This window comes from Acinetobacter sp. Root1280 (genome assembly GCF_001425285.1).
GTDB lineage: Bacteria > Pseudomonadota > Gammaproteobacteria > Pseudomonadales > Moraxellaceae > Acinetobacter > Acinetobacter guillouiae.
On sequence record NZ_LMED01000014.1, the window covers coordinates 22,219 to 42,270 of the forward strand.

Annotated in this window: 22 protein-coding genes; 9 read left to right on the forward strand and 13 right to left on the reverse strand. The window is 38.5% G+C overall.

From position 1 onward, the window contains the following. Positions 1–39: 39 nt before the first annotated feature. From ASC84_RS13340 to ASC84_RS13355, 4 genes are all read right to left on the reverse strand, one after another. Positions 40–1,161, reverse strand: coding sequence for a 5-(carboxyamino)imidazole ribonucleotide synthase (locus ASC84_RS13340; protein WP_056515497.1), 1,122 nt, complete (start codon positions 1,159–1,161; stop codon positions 40–42). A gap of 16 nt (positions 1,162–1,177) precedes the next feature. Beyond that, positions 1,178–1,690, reverse strand: coding sequence for a 5-(carboxyamino)imidazole ribonucleotide mutase (purE, locus tag ASC84_RS13345; RefSeq protein ID WP_004718991.1), 513 nt, complete (start codon positions 1,688–1,690; stop codon positions 1,178–1,180). Positions 1,691–1,972: 282 nt separating this feature from the next. Further along, positions 1,973–2,317 carry a DMT family protein gene (locus tag ASC84_RS13350; RefSeq protein WP_034613299.1) on the reverse strand — a complete coding sequence of 115 codons (345 nt, stop codon included), beginning with the start codon at positions 2,315–2,317 and terminating at the stop codon, positions 1,973–1,975. Between the two features lie 54 nt (positions 2,318–2,371). After that, positions 2,372–2,758: a hypothetical protein gene (locus ASC84_RS13355; RefSeq protein WP_056515500.1), complete on the reverse strand. Its 387-nt coding sequence runs from the start codon at positions 2,756–2,758 to the stop codon at positions 2,372–2,374. Between the two features lie 224 nt (positions 2,759–2,982). Here ASC84_RS13355 and mpl point away from each other — a divergent pair, with 224 nt between their 5' ends. Further along, the gene (mpl, locus tag ASC84_RS13360; protein ID WP_056515502.1) at positions 2,983–4,350 is read left to right on the forward strand and encodes a UDP-N-acetylmuramate:L-alanyl-gamma-D-glutamyl-meso-diaminopimelate ligase; all 1,368 of its coding nucleotides are present in this window, start codon (positions 2,983–2,985) and stop codon (positions 4,348–4,350) included. Positions 4,351–4,393: 43 nt separating this feature from the next. Here the strand turns inward: mpl and ASC84_RS13365 are convergent, their stop codons facing one another. Genes ASC84_RS13365 through ASC84_RS13375 form a run of 3 tightly spaced genes read right to left on the reverse strand, consistent with a single transcriptional unit; the run spans position 4,394 to position 5,453 of the window. Next, positions 4,394–4,771 carry a hypothetical protein gene (locus tag ASC84_RS13365; protein ID WP_056515505.1) on the reverse strand — a complete coding sequence of 126 codons (378 nt, stop codon included), beginning with the start codon at positions 4,769–4,771 and terminating at the stop codon, positions 4,394–4,396. A 56-nt stretch (positions 4,772–4,827) separates the two neighbouring features. Beyond that, entirely contained in the window at positions 4,828–5,112 is a 285-nt protein-coding gene (locus tag ASC84_RS13370; protein ID WP_004718976.1) for a GNAT family N-acetyltransferase, read from the reverse strand. Between the two features lie 53 nt (positions 5,113–5,165). Next, positions 5,166–5,453 carry a GNAT family N-acetyltransferase gene (locus ASC84_RS13375; RefSeq protein ID WP_004718974.1) on the reverse strand — a complete coding sequence of 96 codons (288 nt, stop codon included), beginning with the start codon at positions 5,451–5,453 and terminating at the stop codon, positions 5,166–5,168. Positions 5,454–5,625: 172 nt separating this feature from the next. Here ASC84_RS13375 and ASC84_RS13380 point away from each other — a divergent pair, with 172 nt between their 5' ends. The 3 genes from ASC84_RS13380 (at position 5,626) to ASC84_RS13390 (ending at position 9,192) form a co-directional block, all read left to right on the forward strand. Continuing rightward, positions 5,626–6,843, forward strand: a complete 1,218-nt coding sequence (locus tag ASC84_RS13380) for a sugar transporter (RefSeq protein ID WP_056515506.1) — start codon at positions 5,626–5,628, stop codon at positions 6,841–6,843. Positions 6,844–7,395: 552 nt separating this feature from the next. Then, the gene (locus tag ASC84_RS13385) at positions 7,396–7,935 is read left to right on the forward strand and encodes a cysteine hydrolase family protein (RefSeq protein ID WP_056515512.1); all 540 of its coding nucleotides are present in this window, start codon (positions 7,396–7,398) and stop codon (positions 7,933–7,935) included. A gap of 291 nt (positions 7,936–8,226) precedes the next feature. Further along, positions 8,227–9,192, forward strand: coding sequence for a TerC family protein (locus tag ASC84_RS13390; protein WP_004718969.1), 966 nt, complete (start codon positions 8,227–8,229; stop codon positions 9,190–9,192). Positions 9,193–9,373: 181 nt separating this feature from the next. Here the strand turns inward: ASC84_RS13390 and ASC84_RS13395 are convergent, their stop codons facing one another. Further along, positions 9,374–9,940 carry a nucleotidyltransferase family protein gene (locus tag ASC84_RS13395; RefSeq protein ID WP_056515515.1) on the reverse strand — a complete coding sequence of 189 codons (567 nt, stop codon included), beginning with the start codon at positions 9,938–9,940 and terminating at the stop codon, positions 9,374–9,376. A gap of 243 nt (positions 9,941–10,183) precedes the next feature. Here ASC84_RS13395 and guaD point away from each other — a divergent pair, with 243 nt between their 5' ends. The 3 genes from guaD (at position 10,184) to ASC84_RS13410 (ending at position 12,725) form a co-directional block, all read left to right on the forward strand. After that, positions 10,184–11,515 (forward strand): guanine deaminase, encoded by a 1,332-nt coding sequence (guaD, locus tag ASC84_RS13400; RefSeq protein ID WP_056515518.1) that lies wholly within the window; start codon positions 10,184–10,186, stop codon positions 11,513–11,515. A gap of 232 nt (positions 11,516–11,747) precedes the next feature. Continuing rightward, on the forward strand, positions 11,748–12,275 hold the full coding sequence (gene hpt, locus ASC84_RS13405) for a hypoxanthine phosphoribosyltransferase (RefSeq protein WP_004718958.1): 528 nt from the start codon (positions 11,748–11,750) through the stop codon (positions 12,273–12,275). 198 nt (positions 12,276–12,473) lie between these two features. Continuing rightward, entirely contained in the window at positions 12,474–12,725 is a 252-nt protein-coding gene (locus ASC84_RS13410; protein WP_004718955.1) for a GlsB/YeaQ/YmgE family stress response membrane protein, read from the forward strand. Between the two features lie 68 nt (positions 12,726–12,793). On the opposite strand, the gene ASC84_RS13415 is transcribed toward ASC84_RS13410, so the two are convergent. Together ASC84_RS13415 and dmeF are read right to left on the reverse strand one after the other, a co-directional pair. Next, a complete protein-coding gene (locus ASC84_RS13415) occupies positions 12,794–13,495 on the reverse strand; it encodes a DsbC family protein (RefSeq protein WP_056515522.1) in 702 nt (233 codons plus the stop codon). A 156-nt stretch (positions 13,496–13,651) separates the two neighbouring features. Next, entirely contained in the window at positions 13,652–14,626 is a 975-nt protein-coding gene (gene dmeF / locus ASC84_RS13420) for a CDF family Co(II)/Ni(II) efflux transporter DmeF (RefSeq protein WP_056515525.1), read from the reverse strand. Positions 14,627–14,713: 87 nt separating this feature from the next. Here dmeF and ASC84_RS13425 point away from each other — a divergent pair, with 87 nt between their 5' ends. After that, complete coding sequence (locus tag ASC84_RS13425) at positions 14,714–14,980, forward strand: metal/formaldehyde-sensitive transcriptional repressor (protein ID WP_004718949.1); 267 nt, start codon at positions 14,714–14,716, stop codon at positions 14,978–14,980. Positions 14,981–15,141: 161 nt separating this feature from the next. Further along, the gene (locus ASC84_RS13430) at positions 15,142–16,323 is read left to right on the forward strand and encodes an MFS transporter (RefSeq protein ID WP_056515528.1); all 1,182 of its coding nucleotides are present in this window, start codon (positions 15,142–15,144) and stop codon (positions 16,321–16,323) included. 32 nt (positions 16,324–16,355) lie between these two features. Here ASC84_RS13430 and ASC84_RS13435 read toward each other — a convergent pair whose 3' ends face one another. The 3 genes from ASC84_RS13435 to yidC all read right to left on the reverse strand — a co-directional run bounded on the left by ASC84_RS13435 (position 16,356) and on the right by yidC (position 20,051). Then, positions 16,356–16,718: a NirD/YgiW/YdeI family stress tolerance protein gene (locus tag ASC84_RS13435; protein WP_004818181.1), complete on the reverse strand. Its 363-nt coding sequence runs from the start codon at positions 16,716–16,718 to the stop codon at positions 16,356–16,358. Between the two features lie 139 nt (positions 16,719–16,857). Beyond that, entirely contained in the window at positions 16,858–18,222 is a 1,365-nt protein-coding gene (gene mnmE / locus ASC84_RS13440) for a tRNA uridine-5-carboxymethylaminomethyl(34) synthesis GTPase MnmE (RefSeq protein ID WP_056515531.1), read from the reverse strand. An 89-nt stretch (positions 18,223–18,311) separates the two neighbouring features. Continuing rightward, positions 18,312–20,051 (reverse strand): membrane protein insertase YidC, encoded by a 1,740-nt coding sequence (gene yidC / locus ASC84_RS13445; protein ID WP_004718941.1) that lies wholly within the window; start codon positions 20,049–20,051, stop codon positions 18,312–18,314. Between the last annotated feature and the right edge of the window lies 1 nt (position 20,052).

Below are 20,052 nucleotides of genomic sequence, written 5' to 3' on the forward strand. Positions count from 1 at the left end.
GCAATAGTTTGACCGCTTTTTTTACATACAAAATCGAGCTTAAATGTTCATATCTTCGCTTAATGACAATGGATTCGGTAAAATCTTCGCCAATTGACGACATAAAGTCGTTAATTCAGCAGCATCATTTGGCATCAGGGTGATATGACCAATTTTACGACCTTCACGTTCTGTTTTATTGTAAAGGTGTAAATGTGCACCTTTTAACGCTAAAACATCTTCGGATTTAGGGTGTTGCCCAATGATATTTACCATCACTGTTGGTCGAACCACTTCGGTTGAACCGAGTGGTAAACCTGCCACTGCGCGAATGTGATTTTCAAATTGCGAACATACTGCGCCTTCAATTGACCAATGCCCAGAGTTATGCACACGTGGTGCCATCTCATTGGCATATAAGCCTTTTTCAGTCACAAACAATTCAAGTGTTAACACACCAACATAGTTCAAATGGTTTAACAAACGGGTGATGTATTCCTGCGCAACGGGCTGTAAATTAGCACTGTTTGGAGCAGGAACAATTGAATGCGAGAGAATACCATTGTGATGATGATTTTCAGCCAAAGGCCAAGTTTTTACATCACCATCAATACCACGCACCGCAATAATTGAGACTTCACGAGAAAAAATCACAAAACTTTCAGCGATTAATGATCCTGCTGGCCCCAACTCAGCCCATGCCTGATCAATTTGATTGACTGAACGCAGTACAAATTGACCTTTACCATCATAACCACCTGTCGCAGTTTTAAGTACGATCGGTAAGCCTAATTCGCTTACTGCAAGCTTAAGCGTCTCCAATGAATCGACTGCTTTATACGGCGCAACAGGAATTTCCAGCTCATCAAATAAAGCTTTTTCAGAAAGGCGATGTTGTGCGATTGCTAAAGCTTGGCGTGGCGGATACAGATCTTTTTGCTTGGTTAATACATCAACATCAATCAATGGCGTATTTTCAAATTCCAGACTAAAAACATCTGCACTGGCAATAAAATCTTGTAACCCATTTTCAGCTTTGGTGCTAAAAACTTGTCCCAATATTGCAGATGGACAATCAGCATCAGCTTCAAAAAATGTGCATTGGATATTTAATGGGAGCGCAGCTTGCGCCATCATACGGCCGAGTTGACCACCACCAAAGATACCGATGGTTTTATTCATAACCTGTGTCCCGTTTTTAAGCTTGACCCGGAATATTTTTACTTGCCACTTTATCGGTTTGAGCGGCACGGAAATCTGCAACATTTTTTGCAATTTCAGGGCGAGTTAAACCTAAAATTTGAGCAGCCATGATTGCTGCATTGGTTGCACCCGCAGGGCCAATTGCCAAAGTGCCAACTGCAATACCTGCAGGCATTTGTACAATAGACAACAAAGAATCAACGCCATTTAAAATTGAAGATTTCACAGGAACACCCAATACAGGCAAATCTGTTTTTGCTGCGCACATTCCTGGTAAATGTGCTGCACCACCAGCACCAGCAATAATCACCTGAATACCACGTTCACGTGCTGTTTCAGCATATTCAAATAAGCGGTCTGGCGTACGATGCGCAGAAACTACTTCGGCTTCAAAAGGAACACCAAGCTGTTTCAGCATATTGGCAGTGTTTTCGAGAGTTGCCCAGTCTGATTGAGAACCCATAATAATTCCAACGAGAGGAGCGTCTTGTACAGCGGCCGCATTCATTGCATATATTCCATAAACGAATGTAAGGAAGTTTAAATACTGGTGATCAGTGTTTAAATGAATATCAAGAAGCTCGCTATTATAGACTGATTTTTCATCTCACGAAAATTTAACAGACGTAGGAAGTCAATTTTTTTTAAGGGAACAACCTAAAAGCCGTTTGATTTGAGAATAAATATGATCTCGAACTCATAAGCAGCAGGAAAATTGCTGAAGATTGGGACATGAGATGAATATGCTGTCTGAGTGAAATCCGTTTTAATTCACATCATCACAGCTCATCTACTGGCTTCTAAACACAAAAAACACGCAGCCCATCAAACATAAACCCGCCCATAAATAATCTAATTTAAATGGTTGTTTAAACAAGAAAATCATAAACGGAACAAAAACCAACAGTGTGACCACTTCTTGGGTGATTTTCATTTGCCCCAACGACCAACCATGTTGTGCCAATAAACGTGTTGCGGGAATCATAAAGCTGTATTCAAGTAAGGCAATGATCCAACCAAACAAGATCGCTTGCCACAGAGGTGCATCATGTAAGAATTTTAAATGCCCATACCAAGCCAAGGTCATAAAACAGTTGGAGATAATTAGTAATAAAAGGGGGAGAGATAAAGCCATATTGATACCAATTAAATTATCAAGATATATTTTTGAACATTCAATGTCTGAACATTAAAGCGCTAAGGCAATTTTTTTACGTTTTTTGAAATAATAAATGAGCGAACCTATTTCCAAAGTACCAAACAACAATACAGTATCGAATACTTGTTTCAATAGCGATTGCTCATCATAAAATGAGCTTAATAGACCAATTAAAGCAACCCAAATGAGATGAAAAATTAATCCATTTTTTAATTTGTGATCTTTTGAGTCTTTTGTATTGAGGTATCCCATCCAAATGAACGCAAAATATTGGAAGAAGATTAAAATTACAGCTGCGACCATTAAGGGTATGGATATTATTTTTGCAATGCCTGCTATCAAAGCAGAAACAATAATCAAAAAAATAAAATAAGCGATATTTTTAATCAGCAGAAAGATAAAATCATGTATATCCATTTTTAATAGATAATTCAGAGTGTTCAATCGATATTAGCATTGATAGAAGAATAAAAACACCAAGTGAGAGTTCATTATTTTCAATAAAAACCCACCTTTAAAATCGTAACAAGAAAAACTATCTTTTCGCCTTAACCCTTGCTATCGTTGCTTTCAAATCAAATGAAACGGCTACACCACAACAACAAAGTGATGTGTCTATAAAAGCACTGGAGTTAACACGAATGCATCTGCATATTTTGGGTATTTGCGGCACCTTTATGGGTTCATTGGCGCTATTGGCGCGTGATTTAGGACATAAGGTCACCGGTTCAGATGCGAATGTTTATCCACCGATGTCGACCCAACTCGAAAATGCTGGCATTACCTTAATGCAAGGCTATGACCGTAGCCATTTACAGCCACATCCAGATCTTGTCATTGTAGGCAATGCAATGAAGCGTGGTATAGATGCAGTGGAATATATGCTCAATGAAGGTTTAGCATATATTTCAGGTCCACAATTCCTTGCTGACCATGTTTTACAAGGCAAACATGTACTTGGTGTTGCCGGTACCCATGGTAAAACTACCACAACAACAATGCTGGCTTGGGTACTGGATCAAGCAGGTTTAAATCCTGGCTTTTTAATTGGTGGTGTACCTTTAGGCTTTAGTGAAAGCGCACGTTTAGGTGGTGGAAAATATTTCTGTGTAGAAGCAGATGAATATGACTCTGCTTTTTTTGATAAACGCTCTAAGTTCGTACATTACCATCCAAAAACTGCGATTTTAAATAATCTTGAATTTGACCATGCCGATATTTTTGATGATCTAGCAGCGATTCAAAAACAGTTCCATCATTTGGTTCGTACTATTCCAAGTGAAGGTCGTATCATTGCCCCAATCACTGAAACCAATATTGATGAAGTGTTGCAAATGGGTTGTTGGACACCTGTCGTAAGGACTTCACTTGACGCCAATAACAATGCTGAAGTTTATGCTGAACAGCTTTCTACGGATGGTTCACATTTTAAAGTGCTTCAACACGGCGTAGTAAAGGGTGAAGTGAAATGGAATATGACAGGACAACACAGTGTTGCCAATGCTTTAGCAACCATTGCAGCAGCTGAACATGTCGGTGTTTCAATTGAAACAGCATGTGAAGCCTTATCGAATTTTGGTGGGGTGAAACGCCGAATGGAATTACTTGATACCGTAAATGGTATTGAGATATATGATGACTTTGCCCACCACCCAACTGCGATTGATACCACGCTTGAAGGTGCACGTAAACGTTTAGGTGAGCGTAAGCTTTGGGCGATTATTGAACCTCGTTCAAACACCATGCGTATGGGCAGTCATAAAGATGGCTTGGCACATTCTGCACGTCTTGCAGATGAAGTGATGTGGTATCAACCTGAAGGTCTGGACTGGGATTTACAGCCGGTCATTGACGCTGCAAGCAATAAAGCCGTTGTGGCTCGTACACTGGATGACATTATCAGTACCGTTGTTACACAAGCAGGTGAGGGCGATGCTGTGGTGATTATGTCCAATGGTGGTTTTGGTGGATTACATCAAAAATTGATTGCAGCATTAAAAGCAAAATAAGCCAAAATAAAGTGTAAAAAACCCACAAATTTTTGTGGGTTTTTTATTGATTTACTGTAGGTGTCTTTTCAATAAATTTAAAATCCTTAAGCTTGACCCAGCCTTCGACTAGATCATCTTCTATATTTTGATTTGGATCATTAAATATCACATAAACCCAGTCTTGTTTTTTTCTGTCTTTATAGATTGAATAAGCCGTGACATTATCATTTTGAAGCACAAAAGTATCATTCATCTTACAGATGTTTTTGGGTGCTGAATAAAAATAAATACGATGTTTAGATTTGCCTAACAACTCCCAACGTGGCTGTATTTCTTGCTCTTTTTTATAGGTGTGTATATTTAATTCAAAACAACTCATTGCTAAACTGAACGATGAACTGCTCAATAACAATACAGTGATTATCATTTTTTTAAACATGTTTAATCTTCTAACCGAATCTGAATGACCCAATGAGCATTGGGCACACAATAAAGCTAAGCTTTCACATCAACAAAACTTTTATCCCGTCTAAACATGACTTCGACATAGGAACAAGTTGGTACAATTTTAAGCTGCTTTTCACGCGCAAATTCAACCAAAGTATCTAACAACTGACGCGCAATTCCTTGACCACGTAAGGAGTCATCTACCCAAGTATGGTTCGCAATGATCTGATGCTCACCATGCCATAAATAACTGATCTCAGCAATTCGCTTACCTTGCTCATTATCGAAGTAAAATTCACCTTTTTGTTGATTATCTACATGTTGGAATTGCATATATTCTTTCTCATGGATGTTCTATAACACAATTCCACTGTAGCAAAGCAACCTTAAGATTTCAAAACATCATGAATCGATTGATCTTTATCAAACACTGATTTTGAAAAAGGGCAGAGTGGAATAATTTTCACATTCTTTGAGCGAGCCATCTCTACAACTTGATCTAATAATTTTCGACCTACACTTTGACCACGCAATTCATCTTCTACAACTGTATGGTCAATAATCAACATATTTTCACCCGCCCATGTGTACGCCATTTCAGCCAAATGGTGACCTTCTTCACCAATATAAAATTCACCTTTTTTACCATCATCTTTATGTCTGATTTCTAACATTTTATTTACTCTTATATACGTTTAAATTTATAGGCCTATTCAAAATGCCATAACTATATTTGAATTATTGTTAAATTTTGTCTGACAGTTCTATTTTTTATACAACAAACTTAGCTTAACTTTATCCACAATTCAGCCTAAAATTTAGTGCTAACCTCTTTTAATATTGACCATGTCTGCCTTATCTCCCCAAACTCCAGCACCACAATCTGCCCCCAGTGAATCCCAGCAATGGATCAGTGTGATTAGCCTTGCTTTTGCAGCATTTATTTTCAATACCACAGAATTCGTTCCTGTTGCTTTACTGAGTGACATTGGAAAAAGCTTTGCGATGCCTGCAACTGATGTTGGTATCATGATTACTCTATATGCATGGGTCGTTGCACCCATTTCATTGCCGATCATGTTATTGACCAAAAATATTGAACGACGGTTTTTACTGATCATCTTGTTTATGGTCTTTGTGGCCAGTCATGCATTATCTTATTTTGCATGGAGTTTCGATGTACTCCTGATCAGTCGAATTGGTATCGCATTTTCTCATGCTTTATTTTGGTCAATCACTGCATCACTGGCAGTACGAGTCGCACCCAAAGGTAAGGAATTTCAAGCTTTGGGGTTATTGGCCACAGGTACAGCATTGGCGATGGTTTTAGGTATTCCATTTGGACGAATGATTGGTGAATCTTATGGTTGGCGTAATACTTTCGCTTTGATTGCAATTGGTGCGGCTATAGTTTGCGTCATCTTAGCCAAAACATTGCCACGCTTACCAAGCGTCAATTCAGGTTCTCTGAGTAGTTTAAAGGTATTTTTAAAACGCCCAAGCCTAATGATTGTTTTTGCTCTGACCATTATTGTGATTACCGCGCAATTTACCGCATACAGTTATATCGAACCTTTTGCTCTGAATGTTGCACATTTTAGCTCGACACAGACCACAACCTTATTATTAATCTATGGCGCAGCGGGTTTCTTTGGCTCTTATTTATTTGGTAAATTTGCCAAAAAATATCCCAAACTCCCAATACCGTTAAGTAGTGCTGTACTGGCTGTTTCGATGTTATTGCTGACTTCACTGAGCACTGATTTTACCAGCTTTAGTCTACTGAGTTTATTTTGGGGTATGGCGATTATTTGCTTTAGCTTAGCTCAACAAGCCAAAACCTTGGCTTTAGCTTCTGATGCCACTGATGTCGCGATGGCAATTTATTCAGGACTTTACAATGTAGGTATTGGTGGTGGTGCTTTGCTTGGCGGGCTAGTAACCACCAGTTATGGGCTCAACCATATTGGCATCGTTGGCGGTATAATCGCTGTTCTTGGGACACTATTAGCTTTAGTGCTTGTACAACGTAAAGATTTTATTCAAAAAAATAGGGTCTGTTGACAATTCGTCTACGTTTGCGACTACGTGTGTTTTTTAGGCGATACTAGGCGCGAAATACGAAATTTAGTCATTCTAAATAATGAGAAACATCGTTTCGCAAGGTAACAACGTAGCGGCAAAAAAAAAACACTAGTCCCCCGCTGCGCCTTGCGCTGCAAACAAAGCAGTGCTTTGTTCTTGCTCAGGGTTGTGGTTAAAATTATCTCAGCCTTCGTTATGAAACTCGAAAATAGACCCACTATTCTCTTCGTTTAATGCCTTGCCTGCTCAATTTTAACCTACAACGCAAGCCATTTATGAAATGCCAACAGACCCTAAATATCTTTTTACAAGTTTTAAAGTGACATGCTGAGTTAAAAACTTTAACTTAATTAAATTACTTTGATAAAACAATGATCATCAATGCAACCAATCATTTTATTTAAATTATTAACCACCACACTGCATCGGCAGTGTGGACGTATACATTAAAATAAAATGTAGAAACCAACCCTGCCAATGAGCGGGGTTATTTTTTGCTCCGCGATTTGGTCAATATTTACGGAGAAACTCATGTCTGAGTATCACAATAAACAAGCCTTACTCGTTATTGATCTACAAAATGGCCTATTTCATGCACAGCATCCTCCATTTCAAGCTAATCAATTGTTGAAAAACGTCAATCAGCTCATTGAATATGCGCGTGTTAAACACATTCCGATTTTTGCGATACGTCATGTTGGTTTAGCTGGCACAGGACTCGCACCAAATAGTCCAATGACTCAACTCATTGCTGAATTAAATATTGATCCCAATACAGATTACATCTTAGAAAAAACACGGCCAAATTGCTTTTTCCAAACAGATTTATCACAACAATTAGAATCTTTAAATGTTGAAGAAGTGATCATCTGTGGTTTAAAAACTGAATTTTGTATCGATAGCACAAGCCGTGCAGCAAAAGACTTAAATTATAAAGTGACATTAATTTCAGATGCGCACAGCACAATAGATTCAAAGGTTCTCAATGCTGACCGTATTATTCAGCATCATAATTCAACGCTCAATCAAGCTTTTGTTGTGCTAAAAACCAGCGCTGAATTTTGTACATAAAATAAACTACATAAAAATACATTCAAAATTTGCACATTTTTAATAAATATGCGATTCTCACTAGATATTAAGAAATGAAAGATTTCTTACACAGTATATTGAACAAGGGGAGTAGCCTCCTTTATCAGAATATCGTCATTACGCTTTGAAAAAAGCCGGTATCTGAGCATTTGAGATTGATGTACATAACTCAAATGTAGGCAAGACCTTGATCATGTTGACACAGATGTTTAATCATCTGGCAACAGGTCAAGGTTTTTTTATGCCTGATTGCCAGATTTGGAGAGTTTTATGGAAACTATTGGCAATCCATGGCTGTATCTAGCGTTCTTCGCTATTGTTATTGTCATGCTACTGATCGACTTTTTAGGCTTTAAACAAAAAGAAGGGCAAGAAGTCAAAATTAAAACTGCTGCCTACTGGAGCATTGCATGGGTCAGTGTTGCAGCGTTATTTGGTGGTGGTTTATGGCTATATCTACAACAAACCGCGGGTGTTTCAATTGCCAATAGCAAAGTCATGGAATACTTTGCAGGTTATCTACTTGAAAAATCATTAGCGATCGACAATGTCTTTGTCTGGTTGATGATCTTTGCTGCATTTGCGATTCCACAAGGCTTACAACGTAAAATTCTGCTCTATGGTGTATTAGGTGCAATTATTTTACGTACCATCTTTATTTTTATTGGCGCATGGTTCGTTCAAGAATTCTCTTGGGTGCTTTATCTCTTTGGTGCTTTCTTGGTTTATACAGGCTATAAATTCCTTAAAGGACAGGATGAAGAAGAAACCAATATCGAAGATATGGCTATTCTAAAGTGGCTACGTAAACATATGCGAATCACCCCCAAATTAGAAGGTGCTCAATTCTTTGTTCGTCAAAATGGTGTGTTGTGGGCAACCCCGTTATTCCTAGTCTTAATTTTAGTCGAAGCTTCAGATGTAATTTTCGCGGTCGATTCTATTCCAGCGATTTTTGCGGTGACCAGTGATCCATTTATTGTATTAACTGCGAATTTAATGGCGATCTTAGGTCTACGTGCAATGTTTTTCTTATTGTCGGGTGCCGCGTCTAAAATGCATTACTTGCCTTATGGCCTAGGCATCATCTTAGTCTTCATTGGCTTTAAAATGTTAATGCTGGATGTCTTCCATATGCCGATTTGGATTTCGTTAGGTTTTATTGTGATTGTCTTGGCAATTACCGCTTGGCTTTCTATTCGCCATAGCAAAAAACATCATGAAACAACTTTATAAACACTAGATCGAGCCTTCCAATTGGAAGGCTTTTTTATGATCAATAATACTCAACGATTTAAATTGTATGGACAGTATTGAAATGAAATCTTTATCCATCAGCCTAGTCATCTGTTGTAATAGCCATCTGTTGTCTTGGAGTATGATCTTCTATGGCTTGATTGATTTAAATCCAGATCCCCTAATCATCCACAACAACCAGCTTTTCCCATCTGGTCAAAAACTGTTTAGCCTGAATTCGTGCTAAAAAAACTGGATAACTGACCAAACGTTTATTCCATCTCAATTTTAATTCAAACAAATCATTTAGCCCAAACGGCGCAATAATTTCGATATCATCATTTTCAAGTAAACGTACTGCAATTGCGGTTGCCGTTTCAACCCATACGGATAAAGCATCGAATAAGGATTGGTATTGAGAGATAGAGCGTCCATCATCTGTTTTATACCACAAATGCACATAGGCTTGATTGACCACATCCCATTCATTATTGGGAAATTTTTGCTTTAACAATTCAGTCAAATGTTGTTCTTTAAGGCCTTGTTGATCATTTAAATCATAGAAAATGACATCGATTTCAATCTGATCAAATCCATAACTCTGATGATGTAAAATAGACCATACCAAGTTACGAATTACACCTGCACTCAAGTATGCATGTGCATGAATATCTCGCAAATACTGTAACCGAAGCATCAATTCAGGATATAAATAGATGATCTGTTTTAACTGTTTAGTATTGTCCATTGTTGTCTTATTTCACCATTTTCCAAGACTGTAGCGATTGTTGCTATAAAGATAAACTCACAATATAGAATATGCCTTTAGCCACTAATTTTAGTTATATTTCGATAAAAATTTCCCTGCGCTAAAACAATAAAAAATAACGTTATTCAATTTTTTAGAATGCTTTCACGCAAAACTGCATACAGCACCTGATACAAATTTCAGGTACAATCAATCGAAAAAAGGATAAATTGCAGGTTCTACATGTCTTGTGTTGTACAGAAAACAGCGGTTCGTGGGCGTTTTCTTGATATTAAAAATACCGTTTCTCAAGCAACTCAAATATTAGATCAAGTTCGTTATATCGAAGATGGTTTACTGATCACAGAGCAAGGCAAAATCACATGGTTTGGCCCTTGGGAAGATGCACAGTCTCACCTGACAGATGATATTCAAATTGATCACTACCCAGAACAACTGATTGTGCCTGGTTTTATTGACACCCATATTCATTTTCCACAAACAGAAATGGTGGGTGCATATGGTGAACAACTTTTAGAATGGTTAAATACCTATACTTTTCCAACAGAAATTCAGTTTGCAGATAAAACCTATGCCGACAAAATCGCACAGTTTTTTGTCCAAGAATTACTTAAAAATGGCACCACGACAGCACTGGTTTTTTGTACAGTACATCCCCAATCAGTCGATGCCTTATTTGAAGCCGCAGAACAGCATCAGATGCGTTTAATTGCAGGTAAAGTGATGATGGATCGTCATGCACCTGAAGCACTGACAGACACTGCTGAAAGCGCATATATTGACTCTAAAGCACTGATTGAAAAATGGCATGGTAAAGGTCGTAACCTATATGCCATTACCCCACGTTTTGCACCAACCTCTACACCTGCGCAATTGGCAAAAGCAGGGCAGTTAAAAGCCGAGTATCCAACGGTATATGTGCATACCCATCTTAGTGAAAATAAAAATGAAATTGCATGGGTCAAAGACTTATTCCCAGAGCAGAAAGGTTATCTGGATGTCTATCACCACTATGGTTTAACAGGAGAACGTTCTGTTTTCGCACATTGTGTTCATTTAGAAGAGCATGAGTGGGATTGCATGCATGCAACTGATTCAGCGATTGCATTTTGCCCGACATCAAACTTATTTTTGGGAAGTGGTTTATTCCCATTAAAAAAATCCTGGGAAAAACAGGTCAAAGTCGGCTTAGGAACAGATATTGGTGCAGGAACAGCCTTTTGCCAATTACAAACCCTCAATGAAGCCTACAAAGTGCAACAACTCCAAGGTGATAAACTTTCGGCAATGGAATCACTTTATCATGCAACGCTTGGTGGAGCGAAAGCGTTACATTTGGATACGCAATTGGGCAATTTCAATATCGGTAAAGAAGCCGATTTTGTTGTGCTAGATTTAAAAGCAACGGCGCTACAAAAACTGCGTCAGGAACGTGCTAAAAACATAGACGATGCATTATTTGCCTTATTTACCATGGGGGATGATCGCAATATTCAAGCCACCTATATTTATGGACAAAAAGCCTATGAGCAAAACCAAACAAAAACCGCGTAAATCAAAGAAAAAACTGATTTTGATTGGTACAGTTTTTGTGATCTGTGCATTCGTTTTAAAACGTGATGCACATTGATCATTTCGGTTTAAATTAGGACATTTACATTTTCAAATGTCAAAAAAGATGCATCTTGATCTGATATGTTTTAAAATTATGTCATCTTTTAGGGTGTTGCTAGTCAACACCTTTTTTAATTTTAGAATTTGATGTTTAGGTTTTTAGGTATTTCCCATGACTATTGAAATGAAAGTGATGATTTCTGCTGAAGAAATTCATGCAAAAGTTCAGGAACTTGGTAAAAAAATTGATGCGCATTATGCCAATAGCGATAAAGAGCTTGTCTTAATTGGTTTATTGCGTGGTTCAGTGATTTTTATGGCTGATTTATGTCGTGCAATCAGTAAGACTCATGAACTCGATTTTATGACCGTTTCAAGCTATGGTGGCAGTACAACATCTTCTCGTGATGTCAGAATCCTCAAAGATTTAGACGGCGAAATTCGCGGTAAAGATATCTTAGTCGTAGAAGATATTATTGACTCTGGCAATACCTTAAGCAAAGTATTGGAAATTTTAAGTACACGTCACCCCAACTCGATCGAGCTGTGTACTTTAGTCAGCAAACCGTCTCGCCGTGAAATCGACTTAGATGTGAAATTTCTTGGCTTTGAAGTTGAAGATAAATTCATTGTGGGCTATGGCTTAGACTATGATCAAAAATATCGTCACATTCCATTTATTGGAGAAATTGGTCTTTAATTGAGACCTCATCACATCATTTTAACTAAAATGAGTTAAGCGACTTCGGTCGCTTTTTTTATTTTTTTAGCTGTTGTAGTGAACAAAAAAACAACAACTTGTAGCAAATAAGCGCTTTTACTTCCCTAGAGAATATTTGATTATTAAACTAATTCGATGCAGTAACTCACGACAAAATAAAGAAAAAGGAGAAAGATTATGATGTCACTGATTAGTGCAATTGTGATTGGTTTTATTGCTGGTTTAATTGCACGTGCAATTCACCCAGGTGATGACAAAGCTGGCTTCATTGTAACAACAGCACTCGGTATTGTAGGTTCATTGGTTGCAACCTATGGAGGTCAATTACTCGGCCTATATCCAAAAGGTGCATCAGCTGGATTTATTGCCTCAGTCATTGGTGCAATAGTGGTACTCTTTATCTATAACATGATTGCCAAACGTACTTAAATTTTCTCCTCAATATAAAAAGCACCCTCGATGGGTGCTTTTTTACGCTATCAGTTTCTAAGCGCTGTTTATAATCCAAAATTTTTCCATATTTTCTCAATTTCTTCGGCAGGGTAGGCACCCATCACCTTATAACCATTTGAGAAAATAATTGCAGGTGTTCCATGTAAACCTAATTTTTTACCCAATTCCAAATTACGCTCGATTGGCGTTGCACAATTTGCTGGTGCAGTTGGTTTGATCCCATTTTGAATCAAATTTTTCCATGCATATTCTTTATTTGCAGAACACCATACTTGCTTAGATGGCAAAATCGATTGTGCTTTGATGGAATAGATAAATGTATAAATTGTCACATCATTGAGCTTGGCTAAATTCCCTTCAAGCGTCTTGCAATATGGGCAATTTGGGTCAGAAAAGATTGCAAGCTGACGCTTACCATTCCCTCTGACTGTTTTTACAGCATCATTCAAAGGTAATGCTTTAAAATCTATAGTATTTTCTTTAACTGCTAAATCTTTGGTTAAATTATGCTGATCTTTCAAACGAATCATTGAACCAATAAATAAATGCTGAGCATCCTCATTGACATAAACAATTTGATTATCCAAGGTCCCACTATATAAACCCTGCATTTCTGTTGTTTGCAGATTATTAATTTTTACATTGGGATACTGCTGTGCTAATTTTGCTTTCACAGTCTCGACACTGGCAAAGCCAGCTGTACAAAAAGCCAGACTTAAGCTCAGTGCGATAAATTGCTTTAACATAAATCGATAAAATCAAAATAAATATTGAGATGCATTAAAGCATAATTCATCAGCTGACTTGTTTAAAAACTGTGATTGATCCTTATCTCTATTTGCAATGGTTCTCTACCGATCACAGTACCTTGAACTGTTAAAAAAGCTGTACTTTATTCTTGCTCAGGTTTCACGTGAAACCCAACTAAACATCGCGGTTTTGTTGATTTCAACAGAAATATGCACCAATTGTTTATGAATAGATAAAGCGTGACGTACCTGATCAGCATTTAAATTTTTATCATTGGATTCAAGCGCTAAAATCACTGAAAATTTGGCTTTAGCGACTTTCCATACATGAATATCGGTTATTTTTGCTTCAACATTTAGATGCTCAATCACTTCACGTACTTCATCGACTACAGGATGATCCATTTCCGCATCTAATAATGTTTGCGCCGTTTCTTTGATTAAACCATATGACCAACGTCCGACTAAAATTGCCCCAACAATACCCAATACAGCATCCAAAAAATCCCAACCCAAATACTTTGCAGCAAAAAGTGCAATAATCGCCAAGACAGAGGTCAGTGCATCTGCAACCACATGTAAAAACGCAGCTTTTTGATTTAAATCATGTCCATGATGGTCATTATGCGTATGTGAATGATGGTGATGGTGATGGTGATGGTGATGGTGATGGTCAGCATGATCGTGTAATAACCATGCACAAACTAAATTGACCAATAAGCCTAAAATAGCAATCAAAATCGCTTCATTATAATGAATCTGTACAGGATGAAATAAACGCACTAACGACTGGAAGGCCATGAATAAGGCCACCACCATCAATAGAATTGCACTGCTATAGCCAGCAAGAATTTCAATTTTCCATGTACCAAAACTAAAACGAGAATCCTGCGCATAATAACGAGCAGCTCGATAAGCAGCATAAGCCAAACCTAATGCCAGCATATGCGAACTCATATGCCAACCATCTGCGAGTAAGGCCATGGAATTAAAAATCCAGCCTCCCGCAATCTCAAAAATCATCATCAATCCAGTCAAAATGGTCGCCCATAAGATTTTCTTTTGTGCTAAAGGATTACCTTGATCAAATTGATGGCTATGCTTTCGCTGAATGGTCTTGAATTGCATGAGGCGTGATCCTATATACTCCCCATGAGTATATAATTTCAATTTAAAATATACTATAAGGGAGTATGTTAAATAGCGGATTAATTTATGAGTCATTTACATCAAGATAAAAAAGTCCTCAATCGAGTGAAACGACTAAAAGGGCAAATTCATGCGATTGAAGAAGCTTTGGTTGATCAGAGCAGCTCATGTATCAGCGTTTTACAGCAAGTTGCAGCAATTAAAGGTGCCGTGAATGGCTTAATGAATGAATTGATTGAGCAGCATTTAACCGAGCATGTGATTAAAGACACTCAAGCCGTAGACGAAGCTGAATTACAAGAATTTTTAAAGCTGCTAAAACGCTACTCATAACTCAATTCACAGTCATCTATGCTTGAATGTTCAAGTTTCCATTGACCCTTTACTGATTAAGTTTTAATCTTTCCATACTCAATTCCTTCCATGCCGAACTTTGTATTGAACAGGTTTGGCATTTTTATCTGCAAAACATTTGCATTTGAAGTCCTATATTTATGAATCAACAATCATGGCGTTCATTTTTAATGATCAGCCTAGCCTTATGTATTGGTACGATTGGTACGGCGCTCGCTAGCCCCTTATATCCAATTTATCAACAACTTTGGCAATTACTCCCAAGCCAGATCACCTATATTTTCGTGGCCTATATGTTTGGTTGTTTAACCACATTATTATTTTTAGGACGTAGCAGTAATAGTTTTGGTTTTATTCGTACCTTACAAATCGGGCTATTGTTTGCTGTGATTGGCCTAACACTGTCGGTGTTTGCATCAACCACCTATTTGCTTGGATTTGGCCGCTTTATCATTGGCATTGCCTCTGGGTTGATCAGCACCTCTGCAATGTTAGGTTTGATTTATACCATTCCTGACTCACATAAGCAGAATGCCGCACAGTTAAGTTCAATTATTACCGTGATTGGCTTTGGACTGGGCCCGTTTATTGGTGGCGCAATCGCACAATTTTCTGATCGCCCACTTGTCACACCTTATTTACCCGTAATTGTTGCAGCAATCATCAGTTTGCTGAGTTTATTTACGATTAAAACCATGAGGTTTGAAAGGCAGCCATTTTCTATTGCACCCCACTTACAACTGCCAGAAGCTCAATTTAAAAAATTGTTTTATATCGCCAGTTTTACCGCATTCTGTGCTTTTGGCTCATTTAGTTTATTTGCTTCATTAGCACCTTCCTTTATTCGAGATGTGATTCCTTGGCATGGACCATTGGTCAGTGGTGCAACCATTGCCAGTATCTTAATGGTTTCTGCGATCGTCCAATTTATCGCAAAGTCTTTTGATATGCATAAAGCATTGAATACAGGCTTAGTCTTATTGATTTCCAGCTATATTATTTTATCGATCTGTATGACCATGCATTGGAGTTTCTTATTCTTTTTGAGTGTGGTTTTGGTCGGAATGGGGCATGGTTTAACGTTACTGAGTGCTTTTGCATTGATTCACCACATGACCAATGTTGAAAATCGGGCAGCTGTGGTTTCTACTTATTTGTTTATTGCCTATTTTGGCACCATTGTGCCGATCATTAGCGCAGGCTTTTTATCTGATCATTTTGGTTTAATGGTTGGTGTTTTAGGCTTTTGTGCAGGAATTGGTATCTTATGTATTTATTTATTGATCAGTCATTTAAAAATTAAAGTTGGATCAAACATCTAGGCGCACAGCGCCTAGATATTGGTTAAAAGCAATTATTGAATAATTTCAATTTTAACCACTTCTATATCAGTGGGTTTATAACGATGGGTATCGACTTCCCCCACAACTTTAACTTTGGTACCCGGTTTTAACTTTTTTAAATCGATAAGATCGTCATCCACTTCGATCCCAATAGTGCCCGTGCTGTCTTTTAGCTCATAATGTTCATGTTTTATTTGACGAACAATTGTCCCCGTCAAGGTGACAGCTGTTTCATCATTGGCACGTATTGCTTGTCCAATGGTGATCTTGTTTTTGGCAGCTTCTTGAATAATCACATGATCATCTTTACCCGCCCAAACATTTGACGTCATCACTAAAACAGCAATCGCAAGCAATAAAGGAGTTTTTTTCATGAAAAGAAGCCTTTGTTGAATATGTAATTGATCTTACAGTAAACAATTCTAAGATTGATGTAAATTCAGCTTACAAAAGCACAACTTTTCATCAAAAAAAGCGGACTAATGTCCGCTTTTAAGCTGTTAGAGTAAAGGATTATTTTCCAATACAGAACGAGCCAAAAATTACCCCTAATAGATCATCTGCACTAAAATCGCCTGTGATCTCAGCTAAGGCATTCTGTGCTAAACGTAACGATTCAGCGACCAGTTCACCCGCATGATAGACCTCAAGTTGCTCATGTGCTTCTGCAAGATAGTGCTGAGTACGCTTCATTGCGTCTAAATGGCGTGTCCGTGCAATAAAGGTATCTTCTTCAGGATGGAAGCCAGCATGCGCTGTAATCGCATCTATAAGCGCTTGTACGCCCATTTCCTGTTTGGCCGACACGCTAACATGGCGAAAACCTTGAAAATCACTTAATTCAGGTGATTGCGCAGTTAAATCACACTTGTTACCAATCAACATCAAGCGTTTAGTTTCTAAATGATCTTCAAAATAGCGCTGAGCCAATGCTAAAGGATTTTCGCCTTGGCTGAGGTCATAGACCAAAAGTAATAAATCCGCTTGCTCAATTTCTTTGATTGCTCGGCGAATGCCTTCTTTTTCGACCACATCACCTGTTTCACGTAAGCCCGCAGTATCGGTCAGTGTGATAGGCAAGCCATTTAAAGTAATTTTCTCATGCAGTACATCACGCGTCGTTCCTGCGATATCCGTAACAATGGCACGGTCATTGCCCGCCAAGGCATTCAATAACGAAGATTTACCCGCATTTGGCTTACCTGCGATCACCACTTGCAGACCTTCACGTAATAATTGCCCTTGACGCGCAGAGTGTTGTACAGCAGAGACTGAAGCCTGCACATCTTCAAGCAGATGAAGAATTTTTCCATCTGCCAAAAAGTCGATTTCCTCTTCAGGAAAATCAATCGCCGCTTCAACATGCAAACGTAAATGAATCAGTTTTTCCAAGACAGTATTCACTTTATTGGAAAATGCACCTTGCAAAGAACGTACTGCAGAACGCGCAGCGGCTTGTGAAGTCGCATCAATTAAATCTGCAATCGCTTCAGCTTGAACCAAGTCCATTTTGCCATTTTCAAAGGCTCGCATGGAAAACTCGCCTGCTTTGGCGGCAATAGCACCCAGCTCGAACAATCGTGCAAGAAGTGCATTTTGAATTACAGGACCACCATGTCCCTGCAATTCCACCACATCTTCACCCGTAAACGAGTTTGGATTTGGAAAGCAAATTGCTAGCCCCTCATCCATCACTTCACCTTTTTCATCAAAAAACTGACGAAAACCAGCAAAGCGCGCTTGGGGAAGCGCTTTTTGAGTTAAAGCTTGTGCAATCGCATAAGCCTTAGGACCAGATAGACGAATCACACCTACACCACCACGTCCAGGTGGAGTCGCAATTGCTGCAATTGTGGTTTGGCTTAAAGGGTTGCTCATCTAAATTACTCAAACTTTGACAATAAAAAAATCCGCCTAAGATTACCATCTTAAGCGGATTTTTTCAGCTATTGCTTAATCTATGAAGATTAAACCACTTCGCTTGCGACTTTGGCTTTAGCAACATTTTTGTTGATAAACCATTGTTGCAGAATCGTGATCGAGTTGTTCACAATCCAGTATAAAACCAAGCCAGAAGGGAAGAACAGCATAAATACTGTAAACATGATCGGCATGATTTTGAAGACTTTAGCTTGCATTGGATCAGTAGGTTGTGGGTTCAACATTTGTTGAACAAACATCGTTACACCCATGATCAACGGCAAAATAAACCAAGGATCCATTGCAGATAAATCTTGAATCCAAAGCATCCATGGTGCATGACGAAGCTCTACAGATTCCATCAATACCCAATACAATGCTAAGAAGATTGGCATTTGCAACAACAATGGTAAACAACCCGCAAGTGGATTGACTTGCTCACGTTTGTAAAGCGCCATCATTTCTTGTGAGAAACGCATGCGGTCTTCACCAAACTCTTCTTTCATGCGTTGCATTTCAGGTGCAATCACACGCATTTTCGCCATAGAACGATAGCTCTTAGACGACAATGGCCAAAGAATAAGCTTAACCAATACAGTCAATAAGATAATTGACCAGCCCCAGTTACCTACAAGATTATGGAAGAACTGTAAGCCAGCAAATAATAATTTTGCAATTGGCCATAACCAACCATAGTCTACAGTTTGGTTTAAACCAACAGCCAAGTCTTTTAATTCAGATTGAATTTTTGGACCTGAGTAGAACGTTGCATCAATGCTCATTGCTTTTCCAGCTGGAACATTGATGGTTGGAGAAGTAAATCCGATGATATTCATACCATCTGCAGATTTACGAGATTCCAATTTTGCTGTGTATTCTTGACCGCCAAAATGACCAGGCATCCAAGCACTTACAAAATAATGCTGAACAATCGCAACCCATCCGCCTTTTGCTTCAGTGTTGAGTTTTTCATCAGTAAAATTTGCAAATTTTAGCTTGTTATAATGCTCATCAGGTGTACCCCAAGCGCCACCCAAATATGTTCCAAGTGTAAAAATCCCTTGAGAGGTTTTTCCTGGATCATCTGAGTTATCACGCTTAATTTGACCAAACATTTGTCCTTGCCAATTTTGCGCACTACGGTTGACAACCTGATAGCTCACATCGATTGGATATTGACCTTGTTTAAAGGTAAATGTTTTGATGATTTCAACGCCATCTGCTGTTTTAAATACCATTGGTACAGCTAAAACTTGAGATGTTTTGCCATCTTTGTCTTTGGCTGCTTTGGCATCTGCAATAGTATAAGCAGTTTTTTCAAACGCATAGTTTGGACGATCTGGCTTACTGTCCGGACCATTCAATCCAATTAACCCAGATTGCGCAACATAGGTACGTTTTGCATCACTTTCAAGCATAACAAAAGGCTGATCACTGTCTTTGCTCTTGTCATGATTCAGTAATTCAATACGAACAATATCACCACCTTTAGGACTAATCCAAAGATGATAAAGGTCAGTTTGTACTGAAATCAATTGTTGATTTGCTGTGGCTGGTGCAGCTGTATTCTGTTGTGCAGCAGCTATATTTGCTTGTGGAACATCGCTAGTGGCCGCAGTTGCTTGACCTTTTGGCAGATCGGCAGACACATCATGCGCTACAACAGCCTGCGGTGTCGCAGCCTTCGATGTATTGTCATGACCATAGTCTTTTTGCCAAGCCAAAATGAGCAAATATGCGGTGACTAACATGGCCCCAAGGATTGCAAACCTGGCCCATTGTTGCATA

What these genes read in the sequence shown, in the direction of transcription:
- dmeF (WP_056515525.1), bottom strand. Translation starts at nt 14,626, where the DNA reads ATGCAATTCAAGACCATTCAGCGAAAGCATAGCCATCAATTTGATCAA.
- ASC84_RS13355 (WP_056515500.1), bottom strand. Translation starts at nt 2,758, where the DNA reads ATGGATATACATGATTTTATCTTTCTGCTGATTAAAAATATCGCTTAT.
- ASC84_RS13410 (WP_004718955.1), top strand. Translation starts at nt 12,474, where the DNA reads ATGATGTCACTGATTAGTGCAATTGTGATTGGTTTTATTGCTGGTTTA.
- ASC84_RS13350 (WP_034613299.1), bottom strand. Translation starts at nt 2,317, where the DNA reads ATGGCTTTATCTCTCCCCCTTTTATTACTAATTATCTCCAACTGTTTT.
- ASC84_RS13435 (WP_004818181.1), bottom strand. Translation starts at nt 16,718, where the DNA reads ATGAAAAAAACTCCTTTATTGCTTGCGATTGCTGTTTTAGTGATGACG.
- guaD (WP_056515518.1), top strand. Translation starts at nt 10,184, where the DNA reads ATGTCTTGTGTTGTACAGAAAACAGCGGTTCGTGGGCGTTTTCTTGAT.
- mnmE (WP_056515531.1), bottom strand. Translation starts at nt 18,222, where the DNA reads ATGAGCAACCCTTTAAGCCAAACCACAATTGCAGCAATTGCGACTCCA.
- ASC84_RS13430 (WP_056515528.1), top strand. Translation starts at nt 15,142, where the DNA reads ATGAATCAACAATCATGGCGTTCATTTTTAATGATCAGCCTAGCCTTA.
- ASC84_RS13385 (WP_056515512.1), top strand. Translation starts at nt 7,396, where the DNA reads ATGTCTGAGTATCACAATAAACAAGCCTTACTCGTTATTGATCTACAA.
- ASC84_RS13425 (WP_004718949.1), top strand. Translation starts at nt 14,714, where the DNA reads ATGAGTCATTTACATCAAGATAAAAAAGTCCTCAATCGAGTGAAACGA.
- mpl (WP_056515502.1), top strand. Translation starts at nt 2,983, where the DNA reads ATGCATCTGCATATTTTGGGTATTTGCGGCACCTTTATGGGTTCATTG.
- purE (WP_004718991.1), bottom strand. Translation starts at nt 1,690, where the DNA reads ATGAATGCGGCCGCTGTACAAGACGCTCCTCTCGTTGGAATTATTATG.
- ASC84_RS13415 (WP_056515522.1), bottom strand. Translation starts at nt 13,495, where the DNA reads ATGTTAAAGCAATTTATCGCACTGAGCTTAAGTCTGGCTTTTTGTACA.
- ASC84_RS13375 (WP_004718974.1), bottom strand. Translation starts at nt 5,453, where the DNA reads ATGTTAGAAATCAGACATAAAGATGATGGTAAAAAAGGTGAATTTTAT.
- ASC84_RS13390 (WP_004718969.1), top strand. Translation starts at nt 8,227, where the DNA reads ATGGAAACTATTGGCAATCCATGGCTGTATCTAGCGTTCTTCGCTATT.
- ASC84_RS13395 (WP_056515515.1), bottom strand. Translation starts at nt 9,940, where the DNA reads ATGGACAATACTAAACAGTTAAAACAGATCATCTATTTATATCCTGAA.
- ASC84_RS13340 (WP_056515497.1), bottom strand. Translation starts at nt 1,161, where the DNA reads ATGAATAAAACCATCGGTATCTTTGGTGGTGGTCAACTCGGCCGTATG.
- ASC84_RS13370 (WP_004718976.1), bottom strand. Translation starts at nt 5,112, where the DNA reads ATGCAATTCCAACATGTAGATAATCAACAAAAAGGTGAATTTTACTTC.
- ASC84_RS13365 (WP_056515505.1), bottom strand. Translation starts at nt 4,771, where the DNA reads ATGTTTAAAAAAATGATAATCACTGTATTGTTATTGAGCAGTTCATCG.
- ASC84_RS13380 (WP_056515506.1), top strand. Translation starts at nt 5,626, where the DNA reads ATGTCTGCCTTATCTCCCCAAACTCCAGCACCACAATCTGCCCCCAGT.
- hpt (WP_004718958.1), top strand. Translation starts at nt 11,748, where the DNA reads ATGACTATTGAAATGAAAGTGATGATTTCTGCTGAAGAAATTCATGCA.
- yidC (WP_004718941.1), bottom strand. Translation starts at nt 20,051, where the DNA reads ATGCAACAATGGGCCAGGTTTGCAATCCTTGGGGCCATGTTAGTCACC.